We start from the raw sequence: 19,158 nt of genomic DNA, 5'->3' as shown, positions 1-19,158 counted from the left end.
CCCGGCTCAGGCGCCGTTGCGGTAGCGGCCCGGTGTGACCCCGACCAACTTCTTGAAGTGCCGCGTCAGATGGGCCTGGTCGTAGAAGCCGGACGCCACCGCCACCTCGCCCGGCGCCAGCCCGTCCAGCAGCAGCCGCCTGGCCCTGCCGACCCTTCGCGAGGTCAGGTAGCGGTGCGGGGCGATGCCGTACGCGGCGCCGAACGCCCGTACCAGGTGGGCGGGATGGGCGTGCAGCAGTGCCGCCGCCGCGGTGAGGGTGAGGCCGTCGGTGAGGTGCTCGTCGAGGAGTTCACGGAGCCGACGGGCCAACAGTGGGTCGGGGCGCGGGGGTTCGGGATCGCGGTGACGCAGATGGTCCCTGAGGCGGTCACCGACGAGCACGAGCCCGCTCTCCGCGGCCAGTTCGTCCCCGGGGCTGGCGAGGGCGCGGTGCAACTGGCCCACCCGCTTGCGCAGATCAGGGTCCCTCAGGTCGGGCTGGTCGACGGCGGGGCCGATCAGATCATGGCTGAGCCGGCTGCCGTCCAGGTACAGCACCCGCTTGCGGAAGCCGTGCGGGGTGGCGGGGGAGCCGTTGTGCGGGACGTGCGGGGGCAGCAGGCTGACGGTGTCGCGCGGGGTGCCGTGCTCGTGCCGGTCGAGGTCGTACCGTACGGCGCCGTCGTCCACGATCAGCAGCGTCCAGGCGTCGTGCACGTGCATCGGGTACGCGTACTCGGTGAACCGGGCGTGGAAGACCTCCACGACCCCCGGTACCGAGGGGCGCCACGCGGAGACTTCCGGCTGGTCAGCGGCCACGCAAGAAACGTACAAGACCCGGGCGGGGCGTGGTCGGCAGTCTCGGGGCATGGACGAACAGCCCCTGCGTTTCGACACCAAGATCGCCGTACTCCTCCGCGACGACCTCGTTCCCTGGCAGCGCCTTAACGTCACGTCGTTCCTGGTCAGCGGCCTGGGCAGCCAGGTGCCCGAGGTGATCGGCGCACCGTACGAGGACGCCGACGGGATCGCCTACCTCCCGATGTTCCGCCAGCCGGTACTGGTCTTCGAGGCGACGAAGGAGGTATTGAAGGCGGCCCACACCCGGACCCTGAGCCGGGCCCTGCCCCGCGCGATCTTCACGGCCGACCTCTTCTCGACGGGCAACGACACGGACAACCGCGCGGCGGTCCGGGCCGTGCCGACGGCCGACCTGGATCTGGTGGGGCTGGCGGTGTACGGGCCCAAGGGCGGGGTGGACAAGGTGGTGAAGGGGGCGAGGATGCATCCGTAGGCCGGACGGGGTGGGCGCCCGCGACCTCGGGCGCGGGCAGGACCGCGCTTCGGCAGCGAGTGGTACCCGTGGAGCCGGGCGCCCCCCGGCCGTGGCGGCCCCGCTGCCAGAGCCCGCATCAGCAGCGCGGCGCATCCGCGAGCCGCTTCGTGGGGCCCCGCAGGTCAGGCCGCCTTCTCCACGGCGGGCCGGGACTCCGCCGAAGCAGGCGCGCCCGCCACCTCCGCCTCCTCCGCCGGCAGCCCCCGCATCAGCACCGCGTACCCCAGGCCCGCCACCGTGCCGATGACCGCGCACGCGCCCCAGAGCCACTTGGCGCCGAGGTGGTCGATGACCGTGCCGGACATCAGGGGGGCGACCAGGGCGGCGACGGACCAGGAGAGGCTGTAGACGCCCTGGTAGCGGCCGCGGCCGTGGACGGGGGAGAGGCGGACGACGAGGCCGGTCTGGGTCGGCGCGTTGACGATCTCCGCGAGGGTCCACACGCAGACGGTGAGCGCGAAGACGCCCAGCGAGCCGGCGAAGGCGGTGAGCCCGAAGCCGTAGCCCGCGAGCAGCGAGGAAATGACCAGCAGACGGCGCGGGTCGCGGTGCTCGATGAAGCGGGTGACCGGGATCTGGAGGGCGACGATCAGGACGCCGTTGACGGCGATGGCGGTGCCGTAGTCGGCGGGGGAGAACCCGGCCTGCCCCATCGCGACCGGCAGGCCGACCGAGCCCTGCATGAAGAGGAGGGCGACGAGGAAGGACAGGCCGACGACCGCCATGTAGCGCCGGTCGCGCAGCACCGTACCGAGGCCGGTCCTCGGCTCCCCGGCCTCCTTGGCGGCGGGCGCGGGCCGGGACTCGGGGAGCTTGAGGAAGACGAGGACCGCGCAGGCCAGCGTCATCCCGGCCTCGATGAGGAACCCGGCGAGATAACTGAACTCGGCGATGAAACCGGCGGCGACGGAGGAGACCGCGAAGCCGAGGTTCAGCGCCCAGTAGTTCAGCGAGAACGCCCGTACGCGGTCCTCGGGCCGCACGATGTCCGCCATCATCGCCTGCACGGCGGGCCGGGAGGCGTTGTTGGCGGCGCCGACCAGGAAGGCGACGGCCGCGATGGCGACGGGGTCGTGCATGAAGCCGAGCAGTGCGACGGAGATCGCGGTGCCGACCTGCGCGATCAGCAGGGTGGGCCGTCGGCCGAGCCGGTCCGCCATCACCCCGGCGCCGAGCGAGGAGACGACCCCGCCGAGGCCGTGCAGGGCGGCGACGAGGCCGGCGAAGGAGGCGGAGTAGCCGCGGTCGAGGGTGAGGTAGAGCGCCATGAAGGTGGCGACGAACGCGCCGAGCCGGTTGACCAGCGTGCTGGCCCACAGCCACCAGAAGGCGCGGGGGAGCCCGGAGACGGAGGACCGGGCGGCGGCGATCAGCCGGCCCGGTGCGGCGGTGGACATGACGGGACCCCCCGGTAAGTGGCGCGTGCGGTAACTGGAACTTACTCACGCGGGTTGTCGGAGGCCACTCAATTAACAGAAGCCGTCAACCGTCGGCGGCGCGGCGACCCGTCCTGGGGGTGGATTACGCTCTGAGGCATGGCCGACGCACCGTACAAGCTGATCCTCCTCCGCCACGGCGAGAGCGAGTGGAACGCGAAGAACCTGTTCACCGGCTGGGTGGACGTCAACCTCAACGAGAAGGGCGAGAAGGAGGCGGTACGCGGTGGCGAGCTGCTGAAGGACGCCGATCTCCTGCCCGACGTGGTCCACACGTCCCTCCAGAAGCGCGCGATCCGCACGGCCCAGCTCTCGCTGGAGGCCGCGGACCGCCTCTGGATTCCGGTGCACCGGAGCTGGCGCCTGAACGAGCGCCACTACGGCGCCCTCCAGGGCAAGAACAAGGCGGAGACGCTGGCCGAGTTCGGCGAGGAGCAGTTCATGCTCTGGCGCCGCTCCTACGACACCCCGCCGCCGCCGCTCCCCCGCGACGCGGAGTACTCGCAGTTCAACGACCCCCGTTACGCGGACCTCCCGCCGGAGCTGCGCCCCCAGACGGAGTGCCTCAAGGACGTCGTCGTCCGCATGCTCCCCTACTGGTACGACGACATCGTCCCCGACCTCATCGACGGCAAGACGGTCCTCGTCGCCGCCCACGGCAACAGCCTCCGCGCCCTCGTCAAGCACCTCGACGGCATCTCGGACGAGGACATCGCGGGCCTGAACATCCCGACGGGCATCCCGCTCTACTACGAGCTGGACGCCGACTTCAAGCCGGTCACCCCCGGCGGCAAGTACCTCGACCCGGAGGCGGCCAAGGCCGCGATCGAGGCGGTCAAGAACCAGGGCAAGAAGAAGTAAGCGCCCACGAAGAAGCCCCCTACCTGCGGGTTCTCCGCGAGTAGGGGGCTTGTTGCTGCCTCTGGGCCGTCTCTGGGCCGTCAGCTGGTTGATCGGGCCGTGCTCAGTGCTTCAGGAAGCCTGGCTCCGGCTGTTCTCTCGCCCCTGCCTGAGCTCCCACATCGCGGAGGGCGGAGACGGCTGCCACCGCGTCTTCCTGGGGCACGCCGGCGAGAATGACGGTGGGACTCTGCGTCGTCAGAACCTTGCTGCGCCACAGGCTCAGCCCCGTCAGCCGACGCACGACCTGGACGACGTCCATCACGCGGACGCCAGGATCGGTGAGCACCACGTCATGAGGCACGTCGTCGCACACCAGCATGAAGTACTCGTCGGCCACTGCTCTCCCTGCCCTTCCCCAGTCGGGAGCGTACGAGCCCTCAGACGTCATGTCGCATCGTTTTTGGCGGCGTCGAAGACAGCGGCCACGGCCTTGCGGGTCCGCTCCTGGCTTGACGGCATGAGGTGCGCGTACACGCGGAGAGTCAGTCCAGGGTCCGAGTGGCGGAGGTACTCGGCGAGGGCCTTGATGTTCTCGCCCGCGTCCAGGAGCACCGAGGCGTAGAAGTGGCGCAGCGCGTGCGTGTCGGTGTGTACGAGTTCAGGGGGCCCCGCCCTACTGTCAGACCCGCCCGCCAGAATCCAGCCATGCTGATTGCGACGACTGGCCGTGGCTACCAGGTGAAGCGGCCCTCGAAGCCGGCCATCGGAACCATGCTCGCCAACCTTCAACGCAACAACCCGCACTTGACCTTGGAGCGGCGGGACGAGGGGCGCGAGGGCGACTGGTATATCCAGGTCTGGTTTCGCGACAACAACACTTACCAACTCGAGTACCGCGACGGCGTGCCCGCGGAGCACTTCCAGACGCTGACGGTCTCGCAGGACAAGGTTCTGCAAGCACTCCTCAGCTGGGCCGCAGGCAAGTCCGACTGGTCGGAGGGCTTCATGTGGAACAACATCGGCCACATGTTCGCGTCTCCCACCCCGGAGGACGAGGACAAGCCGACCTCCTAGAGATGTACCGCAGCCCGTGCGATCAGGTCGCCGGTAGCTGGTAGGAGAGGACGTACGCGTCGGCCGCCATCACCGTGTCGCAGACCTCCACGGGTCGCCCTTCGGTGTCGAAGGCGATGCGCGACTCCAGCCAATGTGACAGTGCCCGAAGAGCGCACCCTGGCCGCTATGGTGACTGACCATGTCACCGATAGCCCGCACCTTGCAGATCGCCCTGATGCTCTCCGGCTTTGCCCTACTCGCCTATGCCGCCCTATGGGACATGGACGACGCCACAGGGTGGCAGTGCCGGGCCACGAAAATAGGGCAGGAACCGGTGCAGATCTGCGGCACCGAGGACGGCCTGCACACTCCGATCCTCCTCGGTATGGCCGGGATCGCTCTGGAGATCGCGGGCGTTTCCGTCGTGGTGGGGGCCCGCAAGGGACGCTCGGTCGAGGCTTCGCCGTCAGCCGTCCCGGCCTCGTTCGCACCAACGCCCCTTGGTGCGGCGCCCTTCGGGTCAGGGCAAACACCCCCTGCCCCCGCTGCTCCACCCAACCCGTGGCCTTCCCAGGTGCCTCCACAGACTGGGCCCGGACAGCACTGAGCCGCTACGCCGGGTTGATCATGGTGGAGGGGGTGGTCCGTGGGCGGTACGCCGCCGTTGCACAAGGGGCACCGGTACCCGGTCGAGATCACCGCGCACTGCGTGTGGCTGTACTTCCGCTTCCCGCTGTCGTTCCGCGAGGTCGAGGAGCCGATGCTCGAGCGCGGCGTGATCGTCTCCCACGAGACCGTCCTGCATCTTCTAAGCGCCGGGTCGCACCCCGGGCGAGTGTCTGACTGCGTGACAACGCCGACGCACAGCGGCGGACGAGCGCGGACGGCTGTGGGCGCTCGCAGCACGTGAGAGGCCCACCGACCCATGGTCGGCCACCCGCGCAAGTTCCTTCGGGACGGAGAGGTCATCACGCAAGGTGCCACGTACCCGCTTCCGTCGTAGCGGCTTGTGCTGGTCGACGGCCGACAGCGTGGCTCAGGCTGGCGGGGGCACAGCGAGGCACACGCGTGCCTGGCCTCTACTGCGTCGGGCTTGGGCTGGGCGGTGTGCTGGTAGCGGCGCCGTCCTGCGAGGGCCTTGGTGATGGGGACGCCGTGCCGGCGGTTGGCGGCGTCGCAGGTGTCGTCCGGCTTGAGCCGGCGGCCCCGGCTGAGGTCGGCGCGGATCCTGGCGGCACTGACGCCGATCCGGGCGGCCCAGAGTTCGCGGGCGGTGCAGAGGCGCTGCGGCTCGAGTTCGGGGCAACCGCCGGATAAGAAGCGCCGGGGGTCCTGGAGACGGGCTGGGCATGGGATCCGGTTGCCGCAGCCGCAGGGTGGGACGCACCGAATCCCCTGGAGGGGGACTGAGCGCCGTGCGATCGGGTGGGCGGGAGGGCGCCGGGCCCGCTCTTGGCAGACGCTGTACCGGAGGACGGGTGCGCGGGAGTTTCGGCGGGCCTCGCTGCTTCCCGGTCGTCGCTTCCGCTGGTGCTCGAAGTGACGGCAAGAGTCGCGCCCAGGGCCACGGAGAGGGCCAGGGCCGTGCCCGCTGCCAGGCGACGGCTGCGGCGAGTGCCGCCGGGGAGGTCGCGTCGGGTGACTGCCCCCTCCTGAGAGCGTATGTGCTCCTTCGGTCCGGGGTGAGCGGCCAGCGGCGTCGGAAGGCCCGCCTCGGAGGGCGCCGAGAGCGGAAGGGGGTATGGATCAGGTCCGGCGTGCCCGGAGGCGAGGGCTTGCGCGCACTGCTCGGCGTCCGGCCGGGCCTCGGGGTCCTGGGCGGTCATGGCCCGCAGCAGGGCCGCGAGTTCCGAGGGGAGCCAGGTGGGGACTTCGGGTGGGCGGTGCAGGCGGGCGACTGTCGCTTCCAACGGCGTGCCCGGGTACTCCAGTTCGCCTTTCAAGCATTCCAGCAGAACCAGGCCGAGCGCGTAGACGTCGGCGGTCGGTCCGATCCGCCTGCCCTGAACCTGCTCCGGTGCCAGATAGGCGGCGGTGCCTATCAGCACGTCCGATGCCGTTTGGCGGGTGGCATTGGCCAGGCGCGCGATGCCGAAATCAGCCAGGTGAGGAGCACCGGCCGAGTCGAGGAGGATGTTCGACGGTTTGATGTCCCGGTGCACGACGCCGGCCCGGTGGACATAGGCCAGCACCCGCGCGAGGGCGGCGCCCACATCCACCACACGCCGCTCAGGCAGCGCTCCACACGCCAAAAGGCTGCGCAGCGTGGGGCCCTTGATCAGTTGCATGACCAGGTAGGTGCGGTCGTCGTGGCGGCCGGCGTCGTAGACAGTGACCAGTCCCGGGTGCTGCAGGCGGGCCAGAAGCACGGCCTCCGCGGTGAGGCGGTCCTCCGTCTGCGGGTCCGGGCCGGGCCGGAACACCTTGACGGCCACGGACCGCCGAAGGCGCGTGTCAACGCCCTCGTACACGTCGGCCATGCCTCCCGATCCGATTCTGGCGCCCAACCGGTAGCGGCCGGAGAGGACTTCGGCGGGCTGCTCATCCGCTGGAACCGGCACTGGCGTCGGCGGGGCTGCTGATTGGCGGACCTTCATCTGGTTCTCCGTTGCTTCACCGCGTACCGGACTCGGCCAGGGGCCATGCTGCGAGGCGGGTACCCCCAGCCTGTGCCAGATATCCCGGACCAAGTCGGCGCAGCGACGAGAGCGGCCCCACTTCCCCCGTGGCCGGCGCGTTGCGGCAGGTCGGGCAAGCTGTCAGCCGGACACTGCCGTCGTCGCCGACCTCGGCCGTCAGCCGCTTCCCCGGCAGGTCACTGACCGGTAGCCGACAGCCGTGGCATTTCGGCCGCCAGGTAGCGGCCGCGGCCGTGATCCCTCGCGCCAAAGCAGCGCCGGGCCGAAATCGCTCCACCGACCTGGCACGCCCGACAGCGGTATCACTGGGCCGTTGTCACCTGGGCTGCGTGCTGGTCTGGGCGGGGCAGGCGGTTGAACTGGTCGTTGCTGGTCGTGCGGGTACCGGGGTCAGGGGTGTGCAGACGGGTGTGGCGGCTCCGATGAGTTCGACCAGGCCGGTGCCACCGGTGGGTGGGACGAGTTTGGACCAGTTGTTGGCCAGCCAGACGTTGCCGGACTGATCGAGCTGAATGGCGGTGAGGTGCTGGATGGAGTTGCTGCGGTATCCGTGGGGCGGCGTCAGCAGGGAGCCGGTGGAGGAGCCGGGCGGGCAAGCACTGGTGTTCACGCCGCACAGGACGGAGACGGAGGGGGCGCCGAAGCCGGCGATCCATACACGGTCGGATCCGTCGATGGCCACGGACCATGGTGCGATCGTGGTCGGCAGTCTGTACTCGCCTGTGATCTTTCCGCTCGGCCCAATTTTGGTGACCGAGTTGCTGACGAAGCTGGGGACCCAGACGTTGTTCTTGGAGTCGACGGCGAGTGCGAGGGGCCAGTCGAGTGAGTTGTCCTTGATGGGCGAGAACGAGGTCGGCTTGAAGTCGGGGCCGATCACGGTGACACTCCCGCCGGCGTGGCCCTTGGGTACGCGTGTCTCCAGGAGTTTTGCTCCGTTGAGGCGGGCGTTGCTGACCCAGGCCCGGCCGTAGCCGTCGATCTGGATGGAGAACGGGTGGTCGAGGCCGCCGCCTTTGATGGTGATCGCTTTTGACGGGTCACCGTGTGGATAGACGATCACGCTTCCCTGGCCGCGGTTGCCCTTCAGGCCGTAGAAGTTGGCGATCCAGATGTTGCCCTTCTGGTCGACGGCGGTGCCCTGGGGGTGGTTCAGGTCGCCGTTCCTGAATCCTGTGGGGGGCGACAACGGCTTTCCGGTCGACGAGTACTTCGACATGGCATCGCCGCCGTAGCTGGGCACCCATACGGAGCCATCGTGGTCGATGGCGATGCCCCAGGCACCTGCCTTCATGCCGCCGCCGCTGATGGGGCTGTTCAGGGTGGGGTTACCCACCGGGTCCTGCACGGTGACGTAGGGGCTGGGGTTTCGCGTTCCGGGCAGCCAGTTGTTGGAGGCCCAGACGTTGCCCTTGGCGTCGATGGCCATCCGGCCGGGGGCGTAGACGTCGGGGGCGACGTAGTGCAGGGCCAGGATCCAGGCCGCCGGTGCCGCGGTGAGCGCCGGGGCGTAGGTATGTGCCCGGCCCGCCAGGGCGTACAGCTTGCCCGTGGCCAGTCTCGGGTTGTGGGCGAGGTTGAGCACGGCCTGCGCCGTGTCACCCGGAGTTTTCCCGTGCTGCGGTGTTGCCAGGCGCAGCATGTCCTGGCACCGCCCGGTGTCCGCTCCCGGCGCACAGAGGGAGACGAGATTGGCCAGGGTGCCAAGGGTGGCCAGAGTGTCGTTCTTGGTGCCATTGTTACGGTCCGTAATGACTTTGCCGGGTCTGCCCGAAGCGGGATTAGCGAGGTTGTAGGACGTTGCCGCGGCGTTCTCCAGGCCGGGGCTAGGCCCAGTGATGCCGCGCTGGCGGGTGAACTGGGCCAGTGCGTAGGTGGTGGCGACGGTGGTGAATTCGTTGACCGTGACAGCGGATTCGAAGCGCTGCGGCACACCACCGCCGGGGCCGACTCCCACGACGGAGCGCAGACGCAACGACCGGTCGCCGGCGGGTACCGCCTCGACATACAGCACCGAGCCCGTACGCCGGCTGGGCCGGATCTGGAAGGTTCCGTTGGCGTCGGTGGTGGCGCGTCCCAGTTCCCGAGTGCCGTGCCGGTCTCCGGCGAAGAGCGTGACATCGGCGTGGGACAGCGCCTTTCCCGCGCTGGTGGCTGTGCCGTGCAAGGGGGCCGGCGTAGCGGGAGGCGTGGTTGCGGGGAGCCCCGTCAGGGCCAGTGCCATGGTGGCCGATGCGGCCAGGACGATGCCTGGAAGATGCCGGCGGGACTTGGCTTTCCCAACGCCGCGAGCAACGCCGAGTGCAGATCTGCGGGGGTGAATGGTCGGGGGAAGCAAGGTCGGCGCCCTTCGTCATGTCGGCTCGTGTCAGAACCTGCGTCCACAGGCGGAGTCCGACCCATCAACCGAATGTCGCGACTTTCCGAAGAGACCGCTCACGACGGCGGCCCTCGTGACGGTCGTGATCACAGCGCCCCGGGTTCGCGCGATCCGTTCTGTCCGTTGCCGCTGTTCGGGTTGCGCAGCGTGAACCATCCGATCTTGCGGCCGAACAGCCAGATCAGACCCAAGTACAGGTGTGGGTCGACCTGGCGGAGCTCATCGCGCACACCCCCGAACAGCAGCGACGTGTGGGAGTAGTCGATGACGATGCACTCCTGGTCGTCAAGCCGGCTGGGGCCCGGCCCGACCATGGCAATGATGGACAGCATGTCCAGCGGGAAGAGCCGATTGCTGAGGTAGCCGTCGGGGCTGAAGACTTTGCCCCGCCACAAGAACAGATACACCAGCCGGGCGAGCAACCGTGCCCCCGAAGGTCCCGCCCCAGGCAAGATCGCCAGACCTTCCATCGGGCCTTTGGGGATCTCACCCGCAGGACTCTTGCGAAAGAGCTCCTCCAGGTGCTTGTCGTCGGTGTTGAGGAGCCCGGTGTCGGTTGGCATCACGATCTTCCTTCTCGCCGTCGGTCCCGTTCTGCTCCACGCGTCTGGAGACAACCGGGTGGTCGGGCCGACGGACGACGCCCGCTGCCCTCTTCGGCTTCCTGGACCTCGCGCTCTCACTCGATGCGGTGGAGCCAGTCCTCCACGCGCTCGCCCACCTCGCCGACCGTGGTGATGTCGCCGTGCCCCGGGCACACCACCGTCTCGGGGGGCAGCGTGACGAGGCGCTCGCGGATCGACTGGATCATCGCCTGGAAGTCGGAGTCCTCCGGCCCGATGGTTCCAGGGCCGCGCGAGAACAGCATGTCCCCGGTGAAGACGCTGTGCAGCGCCGGGTCGTACAGACTCACCGATCCCGGCGTGTGGCCCGGAGTGTGGCGGACCGTCAGGGTGGTCCCGGCGACGTCGATCACCCGGCCGTCGACGAGTTCCTCGTCGGGGACACGGCTGGGATAGCTGCGGCGCCACAGCTCCAGGTCGTCCGGGTGCAGCATGATCGGAGCGCCGGTGTGGTCCGACAGAGCCACCGCCGCGTCGACGTGTCCGCTGTGTGCGTGGGTGCACGCGATCGCCACCACGCGGCGGTCGCCGAGCGCCCTGGCGATGACGTCCGGCTCGTGTGCGGCGTCGACCACCATGGCCTGCTCGTCGTCACCGACGATCCACACGTTGTTCTCCATCGGCGTGGCATCGGCGTCCGGCCCGGCCAGGACGCCGGTCGTCACCACGCACTCGACCCGGGCGGTCACGACGGCACCGCCTGTAGCACTCGGCCGCGGGCGGCCACCCGCGCTGTGGGGTCCTTTGCCTGGCGTTCCATGGAACAGCCCCTTTCCGGATGAGGCCCTCTACCCAGTGGACCCCGCCGGGCATGGGGCAGCAACCGGCAGGCCTTTCCCTCCGCGGGGCATATGGCTGACCTGCAGGAACTCATGGGCCGCCCGCGTCACGGCGTGATCGGTGCCGCTCCCGCCCAGTGGCCGAGGCGACAGGTATGGGTTTGACTGGATCTGTTGGTGATCACGCCGGCGGACGGCCTGACGACGACTGGGGCAGGGTCGCATGGAGTACGAGGCATTCCTGGCGAAGACAGCCGAGCGGGCGGGCGTCTCCCCCGACGTCGCGGAAACCCTCACACGCGCCACCTTCGAGGTGCTGGCCGACCGGATCAGCGGGGGAGAGGCCCAGGACCTCGCGGAGCCGCTGCCGGAGCCGCTGAAGAGCTGGCTGCGCACGGACGAGGAGATGGCGAAGGGCTACGGGGCCAACTCGTTCGTCCGGCGTGTGGCGGACCGCGCGGAAGTGCCCCACGACCTCGCGGAGGCCGGGATCCGCGCGGTCCTGGCCACCCTGAGGGAAGCGGTCGGAGACCAGGAGTTCCGCGACGCGACCGCCCAGCTGCCCAGGGAGTACGACATCCTGCTGTCCACACCCGCGGGCCCGGGCGGCGCCGGGTAGCGGCCGTTCGCGGTGCGGGACCCCGCGCCTGAAGAAGACGGTGAGCAGGCGCCGCAAGAAGTAAGGCGGCACGGTCCAGGCTCCTGCCTGCGGGTGTTCCCCCGCTCGGGCGCCCTGAAGCGCTGAGCCAGGCTCCCACCCGAACCCCCGGAAGCCGGCCGCGCGTTGGTCGGCTGCCGCGGACACCGCGCCGTGGCGAGGTCGGAGGGGGCTCGTGGTGGTGATTCGCGGCGTGCGGGCGCATCCGTGCGCCGTTGATGCGCCCAGGGGAGCGGGCATGGAATGGGCGGGGGCACCTGGCCCCCGTGTCGAGGAGGACCCATGCCCGAATCCCCGAGCACCACGACCGACCCCACCCAGGACCGCGACGGCGAACAGCCCGCCCAGATCCGAAGCCTGCCGTTGGTGGCCGCCTGCGGCTGCGGCTCGGGGTGCGGCTGCGGCTGCCAGCAGGGCGCGCCCTGCCAGTGCGGCTGAGGGAGGCGGCGGTGGAGGGGCTCCGGAGCTCCGGGGCCCCCTCGTCGTGTACGGATCACGGAACGAGTAGCCATACGGGGACGTGCGGGCCCAGCATGGGGAGAGGGACACCGCAAGGAGGTGTGACCATGACCAGGTTCATGGACGTCCACCACGGTATGGAAGGCATCACGGCCGACCAGCTGGCCCAGGCCCACCAGGCCGACCTCGCCATCGAGCATGAGGAGAACGTGCACTTCGAGGCCGCCTGGGCGGACCCGGAATCCGGCACGGTCTACTGCCTGTCCGAGGCCCCCTCGGCCGAGGCGGTCCAGCGCATCCACGAACGCGCCGGACACAAGCCGGACGAGGTGCACCCGGTACCGCTCCAGGTCTGAGCGATGTCGAGGCCGGTTCACGCGCCGGCCGGGCGTCCGGCGCGGTGCGTCACCGTGACCACCGCCGCCACGAGCACCGACATCACGCACCCCGTGGCCAGTACCGGGCTCGGGGTGAAGGTGACCGCGAGGACAGCTAGGACGCCCGCCGCCCAGATGACGTCCAGGGCACCGAACTTGGCCGAGCCCCGGTGCAGCAGCCGCAGCACCGCGACGTACAGCGCGACCGGCACCGTGTAGGCCGCCGCGACCACCGGCCGGTCGAGGTGCGCGTGCCCCGTGAGGTGTGCGATCTCGACGGCGAGCCCGGCGGCGACGGCCGCTGCGGAGGCGTAGACGACGTAGTGGCCGTAGCCCCAGCGGAGCGCCGTACCAAGGGAGTTGAGTTTCCCGGCCGCGCTCTGGGTGAAGTACAGCCACCACATGGCGAAGACGGTGAGGACGCCGCCGACCGCGAGTGGGGCGATGTCGCCGAGGGAGACCTCGGTGTCGAGGGCGGCGCGGACGGTGCCGGTCGCCGCGGTGATGGACTCGCCGAGGACGATCAGGGTGAACAGGCCGTACCGCTCGGCGATGTGGTGCGGGTGCCAGGTGGTCTGGCCGGCGCGCTCCGCCCAGGCGGGGACGGCGAGTTCGGCGACGACGAGCACGAGGAAGGACGGCAGCCCGGCGTCGTCCGGCAGCCACAGCCGTGCGACCCAGCCGATCTGTGCGACAAGAATGCCGACCGCGTACCGCAGACACGTCCGCCGCCGCTCGGGGTCACTGTGGGCGGCGCGCAGCCACTGGCTCACCATGGCCAGCCGCATCACGACGTACCCGTACGTGATGACCGTGAAGTCGTACTCCTCCAGCGCCTTCGACGCCCCCGCCGCCAGCACCAGCGCCCCGGCGATCTGGAGCAGCGTGAGCAGGCGGTACGGCACGTCGTCCGTGTCGTACGCCGAGGCGAACCACGTGAAGTTCATCCACGCCCACCAGATGGCGAAGAACACGAGCACGTAGCCCAGGACCCCGTGGCCGAGCTTCCCGGCGGCGAGCTCGTGCTCGAAGGCCGCGGCGGTCTGGGCCACCGCGGTGACGAAACAGAGGTCGAAGAACAGCTCCAGGACGGTGGCCGTACGGTGCCGTTCGGCACTGGGGCGGGGGAGCATGGGCCGGTGCCAGGGGGTGGGGTGGGTCATAACGGGCCATGGTGCCGCACGGGCGGCCTGCGCCGGCGCCCCAGGAGCAGGCCGCTCGCTCAGCAACCCGCGCTGTAACGCACACACCCCGGTGACGAGTGGCTCTTCTCCCATTCATGCCGCTCGCCCGCCAGCGCGCCGCCCAGCAGGAGGGCCAGCAGCAGGTGGGCGATCACCGTCCAGCGGGCGCGGAAGACCGCCGCGAGTACGACCAGGACGAGCGCCGCGATCTGCAGCACCCGCAGCCGTTCCATGAACGCCAGTTCCGCCGCGTCGATCCGCGCCTGTTCGCCCTGCGCCGCCCACACCTCCAGGCCGGCGCCGTATATCGCGTCCAGCACCACCCAGCCGGTCTCCAGCAGGAACAGGGGGATCGCCAGGGCGAGGTCCACGCCCGGGCGGGTCCGGCGCGACCAGGGGAACCGGCGTCTTAGGGCCGGGCGGGTTTCCGTCATGGAGGCAGCGTGCGGCCGCCAGGCGGGGCCGCACATGAGCACCCGTACTCAAAAGCGGGCGGCTCAGCCCGCTGTGCCCTCCTGCTGGATCTCGTCCGCGTGTTCGCCCGTCACCAGGTACACGACGCGCTTCGCGACGGACACCGCGTGGTCCGCGTAGCGCTCGTAGTAGCGGCCGAGGAGGGTGACGTCGACCGCCGTCTCGATGCCGTGCTTCCAGCGGTCGTCGATGAGGTGCTGGAAGAGGGTGCGGTGGAGGAGGTCCATGTCGTCGTCGTCCTGCTCCAGCTGGAGCGCGAGGTCGACGTCCTTGGTGATGATGACCTCCGCCGCCTTCGCCATGAGGCGCTGCGCGAGCTGGCCCATCTCCAGGATGGTGGCGTGCAGGTCCTGCGGGACCGCGCGCTCGGGGAACCGCAGCCGGGTCAGCTTGGCCACGTGCTGGGCGAGGTCGCCCGAGCGCTCCAGGTCGGCCGACATCCGCAGCGAGGTGACGACGATGCGCAGGTCCGTCGCCACCGGCTGCTGCCGCGCAAGCAGGGCTATCGCCCGCGCCTCCAGTTCGTGCTGCAGTTCGTCGACCCGCTGGTCGGCCTCGATCACGCTCTCGGCCAGCTTCAGGTCGGCGTCCAGGATGGCGGTGGTGGCGCGCCCGATGGCGGAGCCGACCAGCCGGGCCATCTCCACCAGACCGTCGCCGATCGAGTCCAGTTCCTCGTGGTACGCGTCCCGCATCAGGTTCCCTCTCCTACTACGTGTCGTCGGGGGTCCAGGCCCGTGGCCGGTGCGAACCCCACGCTCCCACGTTCCGTCCTGTACGCGTCCGTTTCCGCCCTCCCGAATGAACCGTCACTGGATGGAAGGTGAACTCTGGGCGACGAGTGCCCGAGGTCGCACGACGGTGGCTGTGGCCAGGGTGGACGCCATGCCTAACCTGGTGACATGGACGTGAACGCGGCGGTCGCCGCAGCGGCGGCGATCGCCGGTGTACTCACCGGTGTCATCGCCATGCTGGCGTTCCGCTGGAGCGAACGCGACCAGAAGCGCCCCACCCGTACCTCCCTGCACACCGACGAGGTGCTTCCGCCCGGCGTGGACACCGTGCTGTCGGTGCTCAGCTCCTCCGCGGTCGTCCTCGACGAGGCCGACGCCGTGGTCAAGGCCAGCTCCGCCGCGTACGCCCTCGGCCTCGTCCGGGGCGGCAAGCTCGCCGTGGAGCCGATGCTCCAGATGGCGCGCGACACCCGGCGCGACGGGGAGATACGACAGGTCGAGCTGGACCTGCCCCGGCGCGGCACCGGACGGGGCGAGGCCCTGGCCGTGTCCGCCCGCGTGGCCCCGCTCGGCTCCCGGCTGGTGCTGCTGCTGGTCGAGGACCTGACCGACGCCCGCCGCATCGAGGCGGTACGCCGTGACTTCGTGGCCAATGTGAGCCACGAGCTGAAGACCCCCGTAGGAGCTCTCTCCCTGCTCTCCGAGGCGGTCATGGACGCCTCCGACGAGCCCGACGCGGTCCAGCGCTTCGCCGGGCGGATGCAGATCGAGGCCACCCGGCTGACCAACCTCGTCCAGGAGCTGATCGACCTCTCGCGGGTGCAGAACGACGACCCGCTGGAGGACGCCGAGCCGGTGCGCGTGGAGGAGCTGGTCGCCGAGGCCGTCGACCGCTGCCGCCACCAGGCCGGTACGAAGCAGATCGTCATGGCCACCGCCATCCAGGACCCGCCCGGCGCGGTACGGGCCGGCCTGCACGTATGGGGCAACCGCGGCCAGCTCGCCGCGGCCCTCGGCAACCTGGTCGAGAACGCGGTCAACTACTCCCCGGCCCACACCCGCGTCGGCATCTCCGCCCGCCGGATCTCCGCCCCGGGCGGCGAGCTGATCGAGCTCGCCGTCACCGACCAGGGCATCGGCATCTCCGACAAGGACAAGGAGCGCATCTTCGAGCGCTTCTACCGCGTCGACCCGGCCCGCTCGCGCGCCACCGGCGGCACCGGCCTCGGCCTCGCCATCGTCAAGCACGTGGTCGCCTCGCACGGCGGCGAGGTCTCGGTCTGGAGCGCCGAGGGCCAGGGCTCCACCTTCACCCTGCGGCTGCCGGAGGCGGGCGTCGCCCGCGACCGCGCGGCCAGGCACCCCGGACTCGACGACGCGTCCGGTCCCGCCGATCAGTCCCCGTACGCTTCGCTTCCCTCCCCGGAGGTCCTTCCGTGACCCGAGTGCTCGTCGTCGAGGACGAGGAGTCCTTCTCCGACGCCCTGTCGTACATGCTGCGCAAGGAGGGTTTCGAGGTCGCCGTCGCCGCGACCGGCCCCGACGGCCTGGACGAGTTCGAACGCAACGGCGCCGACCTGGTGCTGCTGGACCTGATGCTGCCGGGGCTGCCCGGCACCGAGGTGTGCCGCCAGTTGCGCGGCCGCTCCAACGTCCCGGTGATCATGGTGACCGCCAAGGACAGCGAGATCGACAAGGTCGTCGGCCTGGAGATAGGGGCCGACGACTACGTCACCAAGCCCTTCTCCTCGCGCGAGCTGGTCGCCCGTATCCGCGCGGTGCTGCGCCGGCGCGGCGAGCCGGAGGAGGTCACCCCGGCGGCGCTGGAGGCCGGGCCGGTCCGGATGGACGTCGACCGCCATGTGGTGACGGTGTCCGGGGCCAAGATCGACCTGCCGCTGAAGGAGTTCGACCTGCTGGAGATGCTGCTGCGCAACGCCGGCCGGGTGCTGACCCGGATGCAGCTCATCGACCGGGTGTGGGGCGCCGACTACGTGGGCGACACCAAGACCCTCGACGTCCATGTGAAGCGGCTGCGCGCCAAGATCGAACCGGACCCGGGCGCGCCGCGCTATCTGGTGACGGTGCGCGGGCTGGGCTACAAGTTCGAGCCGTAGGCCGCGAGAGCGGTCCGTACGTGACTTAAGGGGGCTCCCGGCCGGGAGCCCCCTTAAGTCACGCGTACGTGCTCACTGCCCCGCGGACGCCGACGCGGAGTCGCTCGGGGAGGACGCCTGGGCGGAGGCGGACGAGCCGGCCTTGTCGCCCGCCGGCTTGTCGTCCGCGGAGGGGCTGTCGGACGGCGAGGAGGTCGCGGCGGCCGGCGCGGACGGCACCTCGCTCGGACCCCAGTCGCTGAAGTAGCTGGTCGCCGGGACGACGAAGGCGCGCAGGCTGACCGCACCGGTCTTGCTGAAGGTGAAGGTGACCTTCTGCGCGTTGCCGTTCTGGACCGCCTCGCGGCCGCTGGGCAGCATGGCGGAGGCGTTGCCCTTGCCGCCGATGACGAGGCGGCCGTGGGCCGGGACGGTGAGACTTCCGCCCTTGGCGGGCTTCAGCTCGACCTTCTCGTTGCTGCCGTCGACGGCGATCGACTGGAGGTCCTGGTCGGTCGAGCCGCCGTTGAACAGCGTGGCGGCGATGGCGGCCGGGCCGTCGGCCTTGGCGTCGGGCTGGGTGATGATCAGGGCGTTCTGCACCTTGATGGCCCCGACGCTGGTCTCGGCGTTGTCCGGCCGGATCTCCAGGGTCTGGGCGTTGTTGCCGGCGCCGCAGGCGGCGAGCGAGGCGATCGAGAACGCGAGGGCGGATGCGGCGAGGGCGCCGCGTCGAAGGCTGCTGCTCACGGCGGCGGCAACTCCTTGAACGCACAGGGGCGGCTGTCCTGTAAAGCCGCCCTAAGGATCTGTCAGCGCCCTCAGGCTACCGAGCCGTTCACGCGCCGCCGCACCCGACCCTCCCCAACTGCCCCGCTTCCCTCCCGCTGGGGGTACCGGGCACCCCGCTGATCACCGGCCACGAGCTTCCCGTCCGTCGTTCGGATAACGCCGTACGACGCCGTTGACGGCATCCCGGTGACACTCCGCGACACTCCGCGCGGCATTTCCGTGAAGGAATACGCGCGTGTCCGGAATTGATCACCGCCCGGTGGCGTGATCAATTCCGGAATCGTCTCGTACCCGACTCCGGTCATCGAACGAAGGAGCGGAAGTCGCACGCTTGGAAGCGCCCAAACCGGGACATTCAACCAATCGTGGCGGCTCCCTGGGGCGTGTGACGTAGATGTTTCACTCTGCACGCAGAGTGGCTCCCACCTGCGAATACCCGGTCCCTCAGGTGGCCCGCAGCACGTTCCGGTTACTGTTGTCAAGCCCCGAGATATGCCCTGACCTGCGAAAACGCCATTCAGAAGACGCCGTATCCGTGTTACCCTGGATAGCCACGGAAGGGGTACCTGTCACATGACGTTCAAGGTTGGCGACACCGTGGTCTATCCCCATCACGGGGCCGCGCTGATCGAGGCAATCGAAACTCGTCAGATCAAAGGCGTGGACAAGACCTACTTGGTGCTGAAGGTCGCCCAGGGCGACCTGACGGTACGTGTGCCAGCGGACAATGCGGAGTTCGTCGGCGTGCGTGATGTGGTCGGTCAGGACGGTCTCGACCGGGTCTTCGAGGTGCTGCGCGCGCCGTACGCCGAGGAGCCCACGAACTGGTCGCGCCGCTACAAGGCAAATCTGGAGAAGCTCGCCTCCGGCGACGTCATCAAGGTCGCGGAAGTCGTGCGTGACCTGTGGCGCCGCGAGCGCGAGCGCGGACTCTCCGCCGGTGAGAAGCGCATGCTCGCCAAGGCCCGCCAGATCCTGGTGAGCGAGCTGGCCCTCGCGGAGAACACCAACGAGGACAAGGCCGAGGCGCTGCTCGACGAGGTACTCGCCTCCTGACACGGAGCGGGCGGCGTGGCCCCGCCCGCCTTCACGTCCAGCGCAGCAAAAATGCCGTGGTGCCCGATGACACTCACCCTGTCGCCGGGCGCTGCGGCATATTCGTCCCCGCATGCCTCCCCCCGTGCACTGCCCCTGTCGTTCAGCCCCCTGTGTCGTTCTCGCATCCGGGAGTGGACGGCTCGACCGCGGTTCACGGAAAGGGTCCGGTCAAGGCGTCGCGCCCGGCGCTCCTCCAGGCCATACCCACCGGT

The 19,158-nt window shown here is 70.0% G+C and carries 20 protein-coding genes and 3 pseudogenes; 10 read left to right on the top strand and 13 right to left on the bottom strand.

Features of this window, described 5'->3' with window-relative positions; genetic code table 11:
• Nucleotides 1–6: 6 nt before the first annotated feature.
• The gene (locus E5082_RS16825; protein WP_135792045.1) at nt 7–852 is read right to left on the bottom strand and encodes an AraC family transcriptional regulator; all 846 of its coding nucleotides are present in this window, start codon (nt 850–852) and stop codon (nt 7–9) included.
• Between E5082_RS16825 and E5082_RS16820 the strand changes: the two genes are divergently transcribed.
• Nucleotides 851–1,276 carry a DUF2000 domain-containing protein gene (locus E5082_RS16820; protein WP_135792044.1) on the top strand — a complete coding sequence of 142 codons (426 nt, stop codon included), beginning with the start codon at nt 851–853 and terminating at the stop codon, nt 1,274–1,276. The genes E5082_RS16825 and E5082_RS16820 overlap by 2 nt on opposite strands.
• 164 nt (nt 1,277–1,440) lie before the next feature.
• Here the strand turns inward: E5082_RS16820 and E5082_RS16815 are convergent, their stop codons facing one another.
• Nucleotides 1,441–2,715, bottom strand: coding sequence for an MDR family MFS transporter (locus E5082_RS16815; protein WP_135792043.1), 1,275 nt, complete (start codon nt 2,713–2,715; stop codon nt 1,441–1,443).
• Between the two features lie 138 nt (nt 2,716–2,853).
• Here E5082_RS16815 and E5082_RS16810 point away from each other — a divergent pair, with 138 nt between their 5' ends.
• Nucleotides 2,854–3,615 (top strand): phosphoglyceromutase, encoded by a 762-nt coding sequence (locus E5082_RS16810; protein ID WP_135792042.1) that lies wholly within the window; start codon nt 2,854–2,856, stop codon nt 3,613–3,615.
• Nucleotides 3,616–3,718: 103 nt separating this feature from the next.
• Here E5082_RS16810 and E5082_RS16805 read toward each other — a convergent pair whose 3' ends face one another.
• Both E5082_RS16805 and E5082_RS33570 read right to left on the bottom strand, forming a co-directional pair.
• The gene (locus E5082_RS16805) at nt 3,719–3,994 is read right to left on the bottom strand and encodes a ribosomal protein L7/L12 (protein WP_135792041.1); all 276 of its coding nucleotides are present in this window, start codon (nt 3,992–3,994) and stop codon (nt 3,719–3,721) included.
• Between the two features lie 47 nt (nt 3,995–4,041).
• Nucleotides 4,042–4,236 (bottom strand): annotated as a pseudogene (locus tag E5082_RS33570) (site-specific integrase); the annotation flags it as partial.
• A 66-nt stretch (nt 4,237–4,302) separates the two neighbouring features.
• Between E5082_RS33570 and E5082_RS16795 the strand changes: the two are divergent.
• Nucleotides 4,303–4,671: a hypothetical protein gene (locus E5082_RS16795; protein ID WP_229918929.1), complete on the top strand. Its 369-nt coding sequence runs from the start codon at nt 4,303–4,305 to the stop codon at nt 4,669–4,671.
• 22 nt (nt 4,672–4,693) lie between these two features.
• Here E5082_RS16795 and E5082_RS16790 read toward each other — a convergent pair.
• Nucleotides 4,694–4,792, bottom strand: a pseudogene (locus E5082_RS16790) (GntR family transcriptional regulator); the annotation flags it as partial.
• 507 nt (nt 4,793–5,299) lie between these two features.
• Here E5082_RS16790 and E5082_RS16785 point away from each other — a divergent pair.
• A pseudogene (locus E5082_RS16785) lies at nt 5,300–5,452 on the top strand (IS6 family transposase); the annotation flags it as partial.
• Nucleotides 5,453–5,732: 280 nt separating this feature from the next.
• Here E5082_RS16785 and E5082_RS16780 read toward each other — a convergent pair.
• From E5082_RS16780 to E5082_RS16765, 4 genes are all read right to left on the bottom strand, one after another.
• On the bottom strand, nt 5,733–7,250 hold the full coding sequence (locus E5082_RS16780) for a serine/threonine-protein kinase (RefSeq protein WP_135792039.1): 1,518 nt from the start codon (nt 7,248–7,250) through the stop codon (nt 5,733–5,735).
• A 358-nt stretch (nt 7,251–7,608) separates the two neighbouring features.
• Nucleotides 7,609–9,630 carry a Vgb family protein gene (locus E5082_RS16775; protein WP_244321599.1) on the bottom strand — a complete coding sequence of 674 codons (2,022 nt, stop codon included), beginning with the start codon at nt 9,628–9,630 and terminating at the stop codon, nt 7,609–7,611.
• 128 nt (nt 9,631–9,758) lie between these two features.
• Entirely contained in the window at nt 9,759–10,235 is a 477-nt protein-coding gene (locus tag E5082_RS16770; RefSeq protein ID WP_229918928.1) for a hypothetical protein, read from the bottom strand.
• 116 nt (nt 10,236–10,351) lie between these two features.
• Entirely contained in the window at nt 10,352–10,984 is a 633-nt protein-coding gene (locus E5082_RS16765) for an MBL fold metallo-hydrolase (RefSeq protein WP_135792037.1), read from the bottom strand.
• Between the two features lie 313 nt (nt 10,985–11,297).
• Here E5082_RS16765 and E5082_RS16760 point away from each other — a divergent pair, with 313 nt between their 5' ends.
• The 3 genes from E5082_RS16760 to E5082_RS16755 all read left to right on the top strand — a co-directional run bounded on the left by E5082_RS16760 (nt 11,298) and on the right by E5082_RS16755 (nt 12,547).
• On the top strand, nt 11,298–11,693 hold the full coding sequence (locus E5082_RS16760) for a DUF2267 domain-containing protein (RefSeq protein ID WP_135792036.1): 396 nt from the start codon (nt 11,298–11,300) through the stop codon (nt 11,691–11,693).
• Between the two features lie 321 nt (nt 11,694–12,014).
• The gene (locus tag E5082_RS32395) at nt 12,015–12,170 is read left to right on the top strand and encodes a hypothetical protein (protein ID WP_165425667.1); all 156 of its coding nucleotides are present in this window, start codon (nt 12,015–12,017) and stop codon (nt 12,168–12,170) included.
• A gap of 128 nt (nt 12,171–12,298) precedes the next feature.
• A complete protein-coding gene (locus tag E5082_RS16755; RefSeq protein ID WP_135792035.1) occupies nt 12,299–12,547 on the top strand; it encodes an SCO4226 family nickel-binding protein in 249 nt (82 codons plus the stop codon).
• Between the two features lie 17 nt (nt 12,548–12,564).
• Here the strand turns inward: E5082_RS16755 and E5082_RS16750 are convergent, their stop codons facing one another.
• The 3 genes from E5082_RS16750 to phoU form a co-directional block, all read right to left on the bottom strand.
• Nucleotides 12,565–13,731 (bottom strand): low temperature requirement protein A, encoded by a 1,167-nt coding sequence (locus E5082_RS16750; RefSeq protein WP_135792034.1) that lies wholly within the window; start codon nt 13,729–13,731, stop codon nt 12,565–12,567.
• A 59-nt stretch (nt 13,732–13,790) separates the two neighbouring features.
• Complete coding sequence (locus E5082_RS16745) at nt 13,791–14,186, bottom strand: DUF6234 family protein (RefSeq protein WP_229918927.1); 396 nt, start codon at nt 14,184–14,186, stop codon at nt 13,791–13,793.
• A gap of 63 nt (nt 14,187–14,249) precedes the next feature.
• The gene (gene phoU, locus E5082_RS16740; protein ID WP_135792033.1) at nt 14,250–14,921 is read right to left on the bottom strand and encodes a phosphate signaling complex protein PhoU; all 672 of its coding nucleotides are present in this window, start codon (nt 14,919–14,921) and stop codon (nt 14,250–14,252) included.
• A gap of 207 nt (nt 14,922–15,128) precedes the next feature.
• On the opposite strand from phoU, the gene phoR reads away from it, so the two are divergent.
• Both phoR and phoP read left to right on the top strand, forming a co-directional pair.
• Nucleotides 15,129–16,400, top strand: a complete 1,272-nt coding sequence (phoR, locus tag E5082_RS16735; RefSeq protein ID WP_135792032.1) for a two-component system sensor histidine kinase PhoR — start codon at nt 15,129–15,131, stop codon at nt 16,398–16,400.
• 5 nt (nt 16,401–16,405) lie between these two features.
• A complete protein-coding gene (phoP, locus tag E5082_RS16730; RefSeq protein ID WP_466522021.1) occupies nt 16,406–17,077 on the top strand; it encodes a two-component system response regulator PhoP in 672 nt (223 codons plus the stop codon).
• Nucleotides 17,078–17,149: 72 nt separating this feature from the next.
• On the opposite strand, the gene E5082_RS16725 is transcribed toward phoP, so the two are convergent.
• Nucleotides 17,150–17,806: a copper chaperone PCu(A)C gene (locus E5082_RS16725; protein ID WP_135792030.1), complete on the bottom strand. Its 657-nt coding sequence runs from the start codon at nt 17,804–17,806 to the stop codon at nt 17,150–17,152.
• A 615-nt stretch (nt 17,807–18,421) separates the two neighbouring features.
• Between E5082_RS16725 and E5082_RS16720 the strand changes: the two genes are divergently transcribed.
• Nucleotides 18,422–18,904 carry a CarD family transcriptional regulator gene (locus E5082_RS16720; protein WP_003953493.1) on the top strand — a complete coding sequence of 161 codons (483 nt, stop codon included), beginning with the start codon at nt 18,422–18,424 and terminating at the stop codon, nt 18,902–18,904.
• The last annotated feature ends 254 nt before the right edge of the window (nt 18,905–19,158 follow it).

This window comes from Streptomyces griseoluteus (genome assembly GCF_004784465.1).
Lineage (GTDB): Bacteria > Actinomycetota > Actinomycetes > Streptomycetales > Streptomycetaceae > Streptomyces > Streptomyces griseoluteus.
The sequence above is the reverse complement of the archived record's forward strand: the minus strand, read 5'-3'. Positions and strand labels throughout refer to the sequence as shown.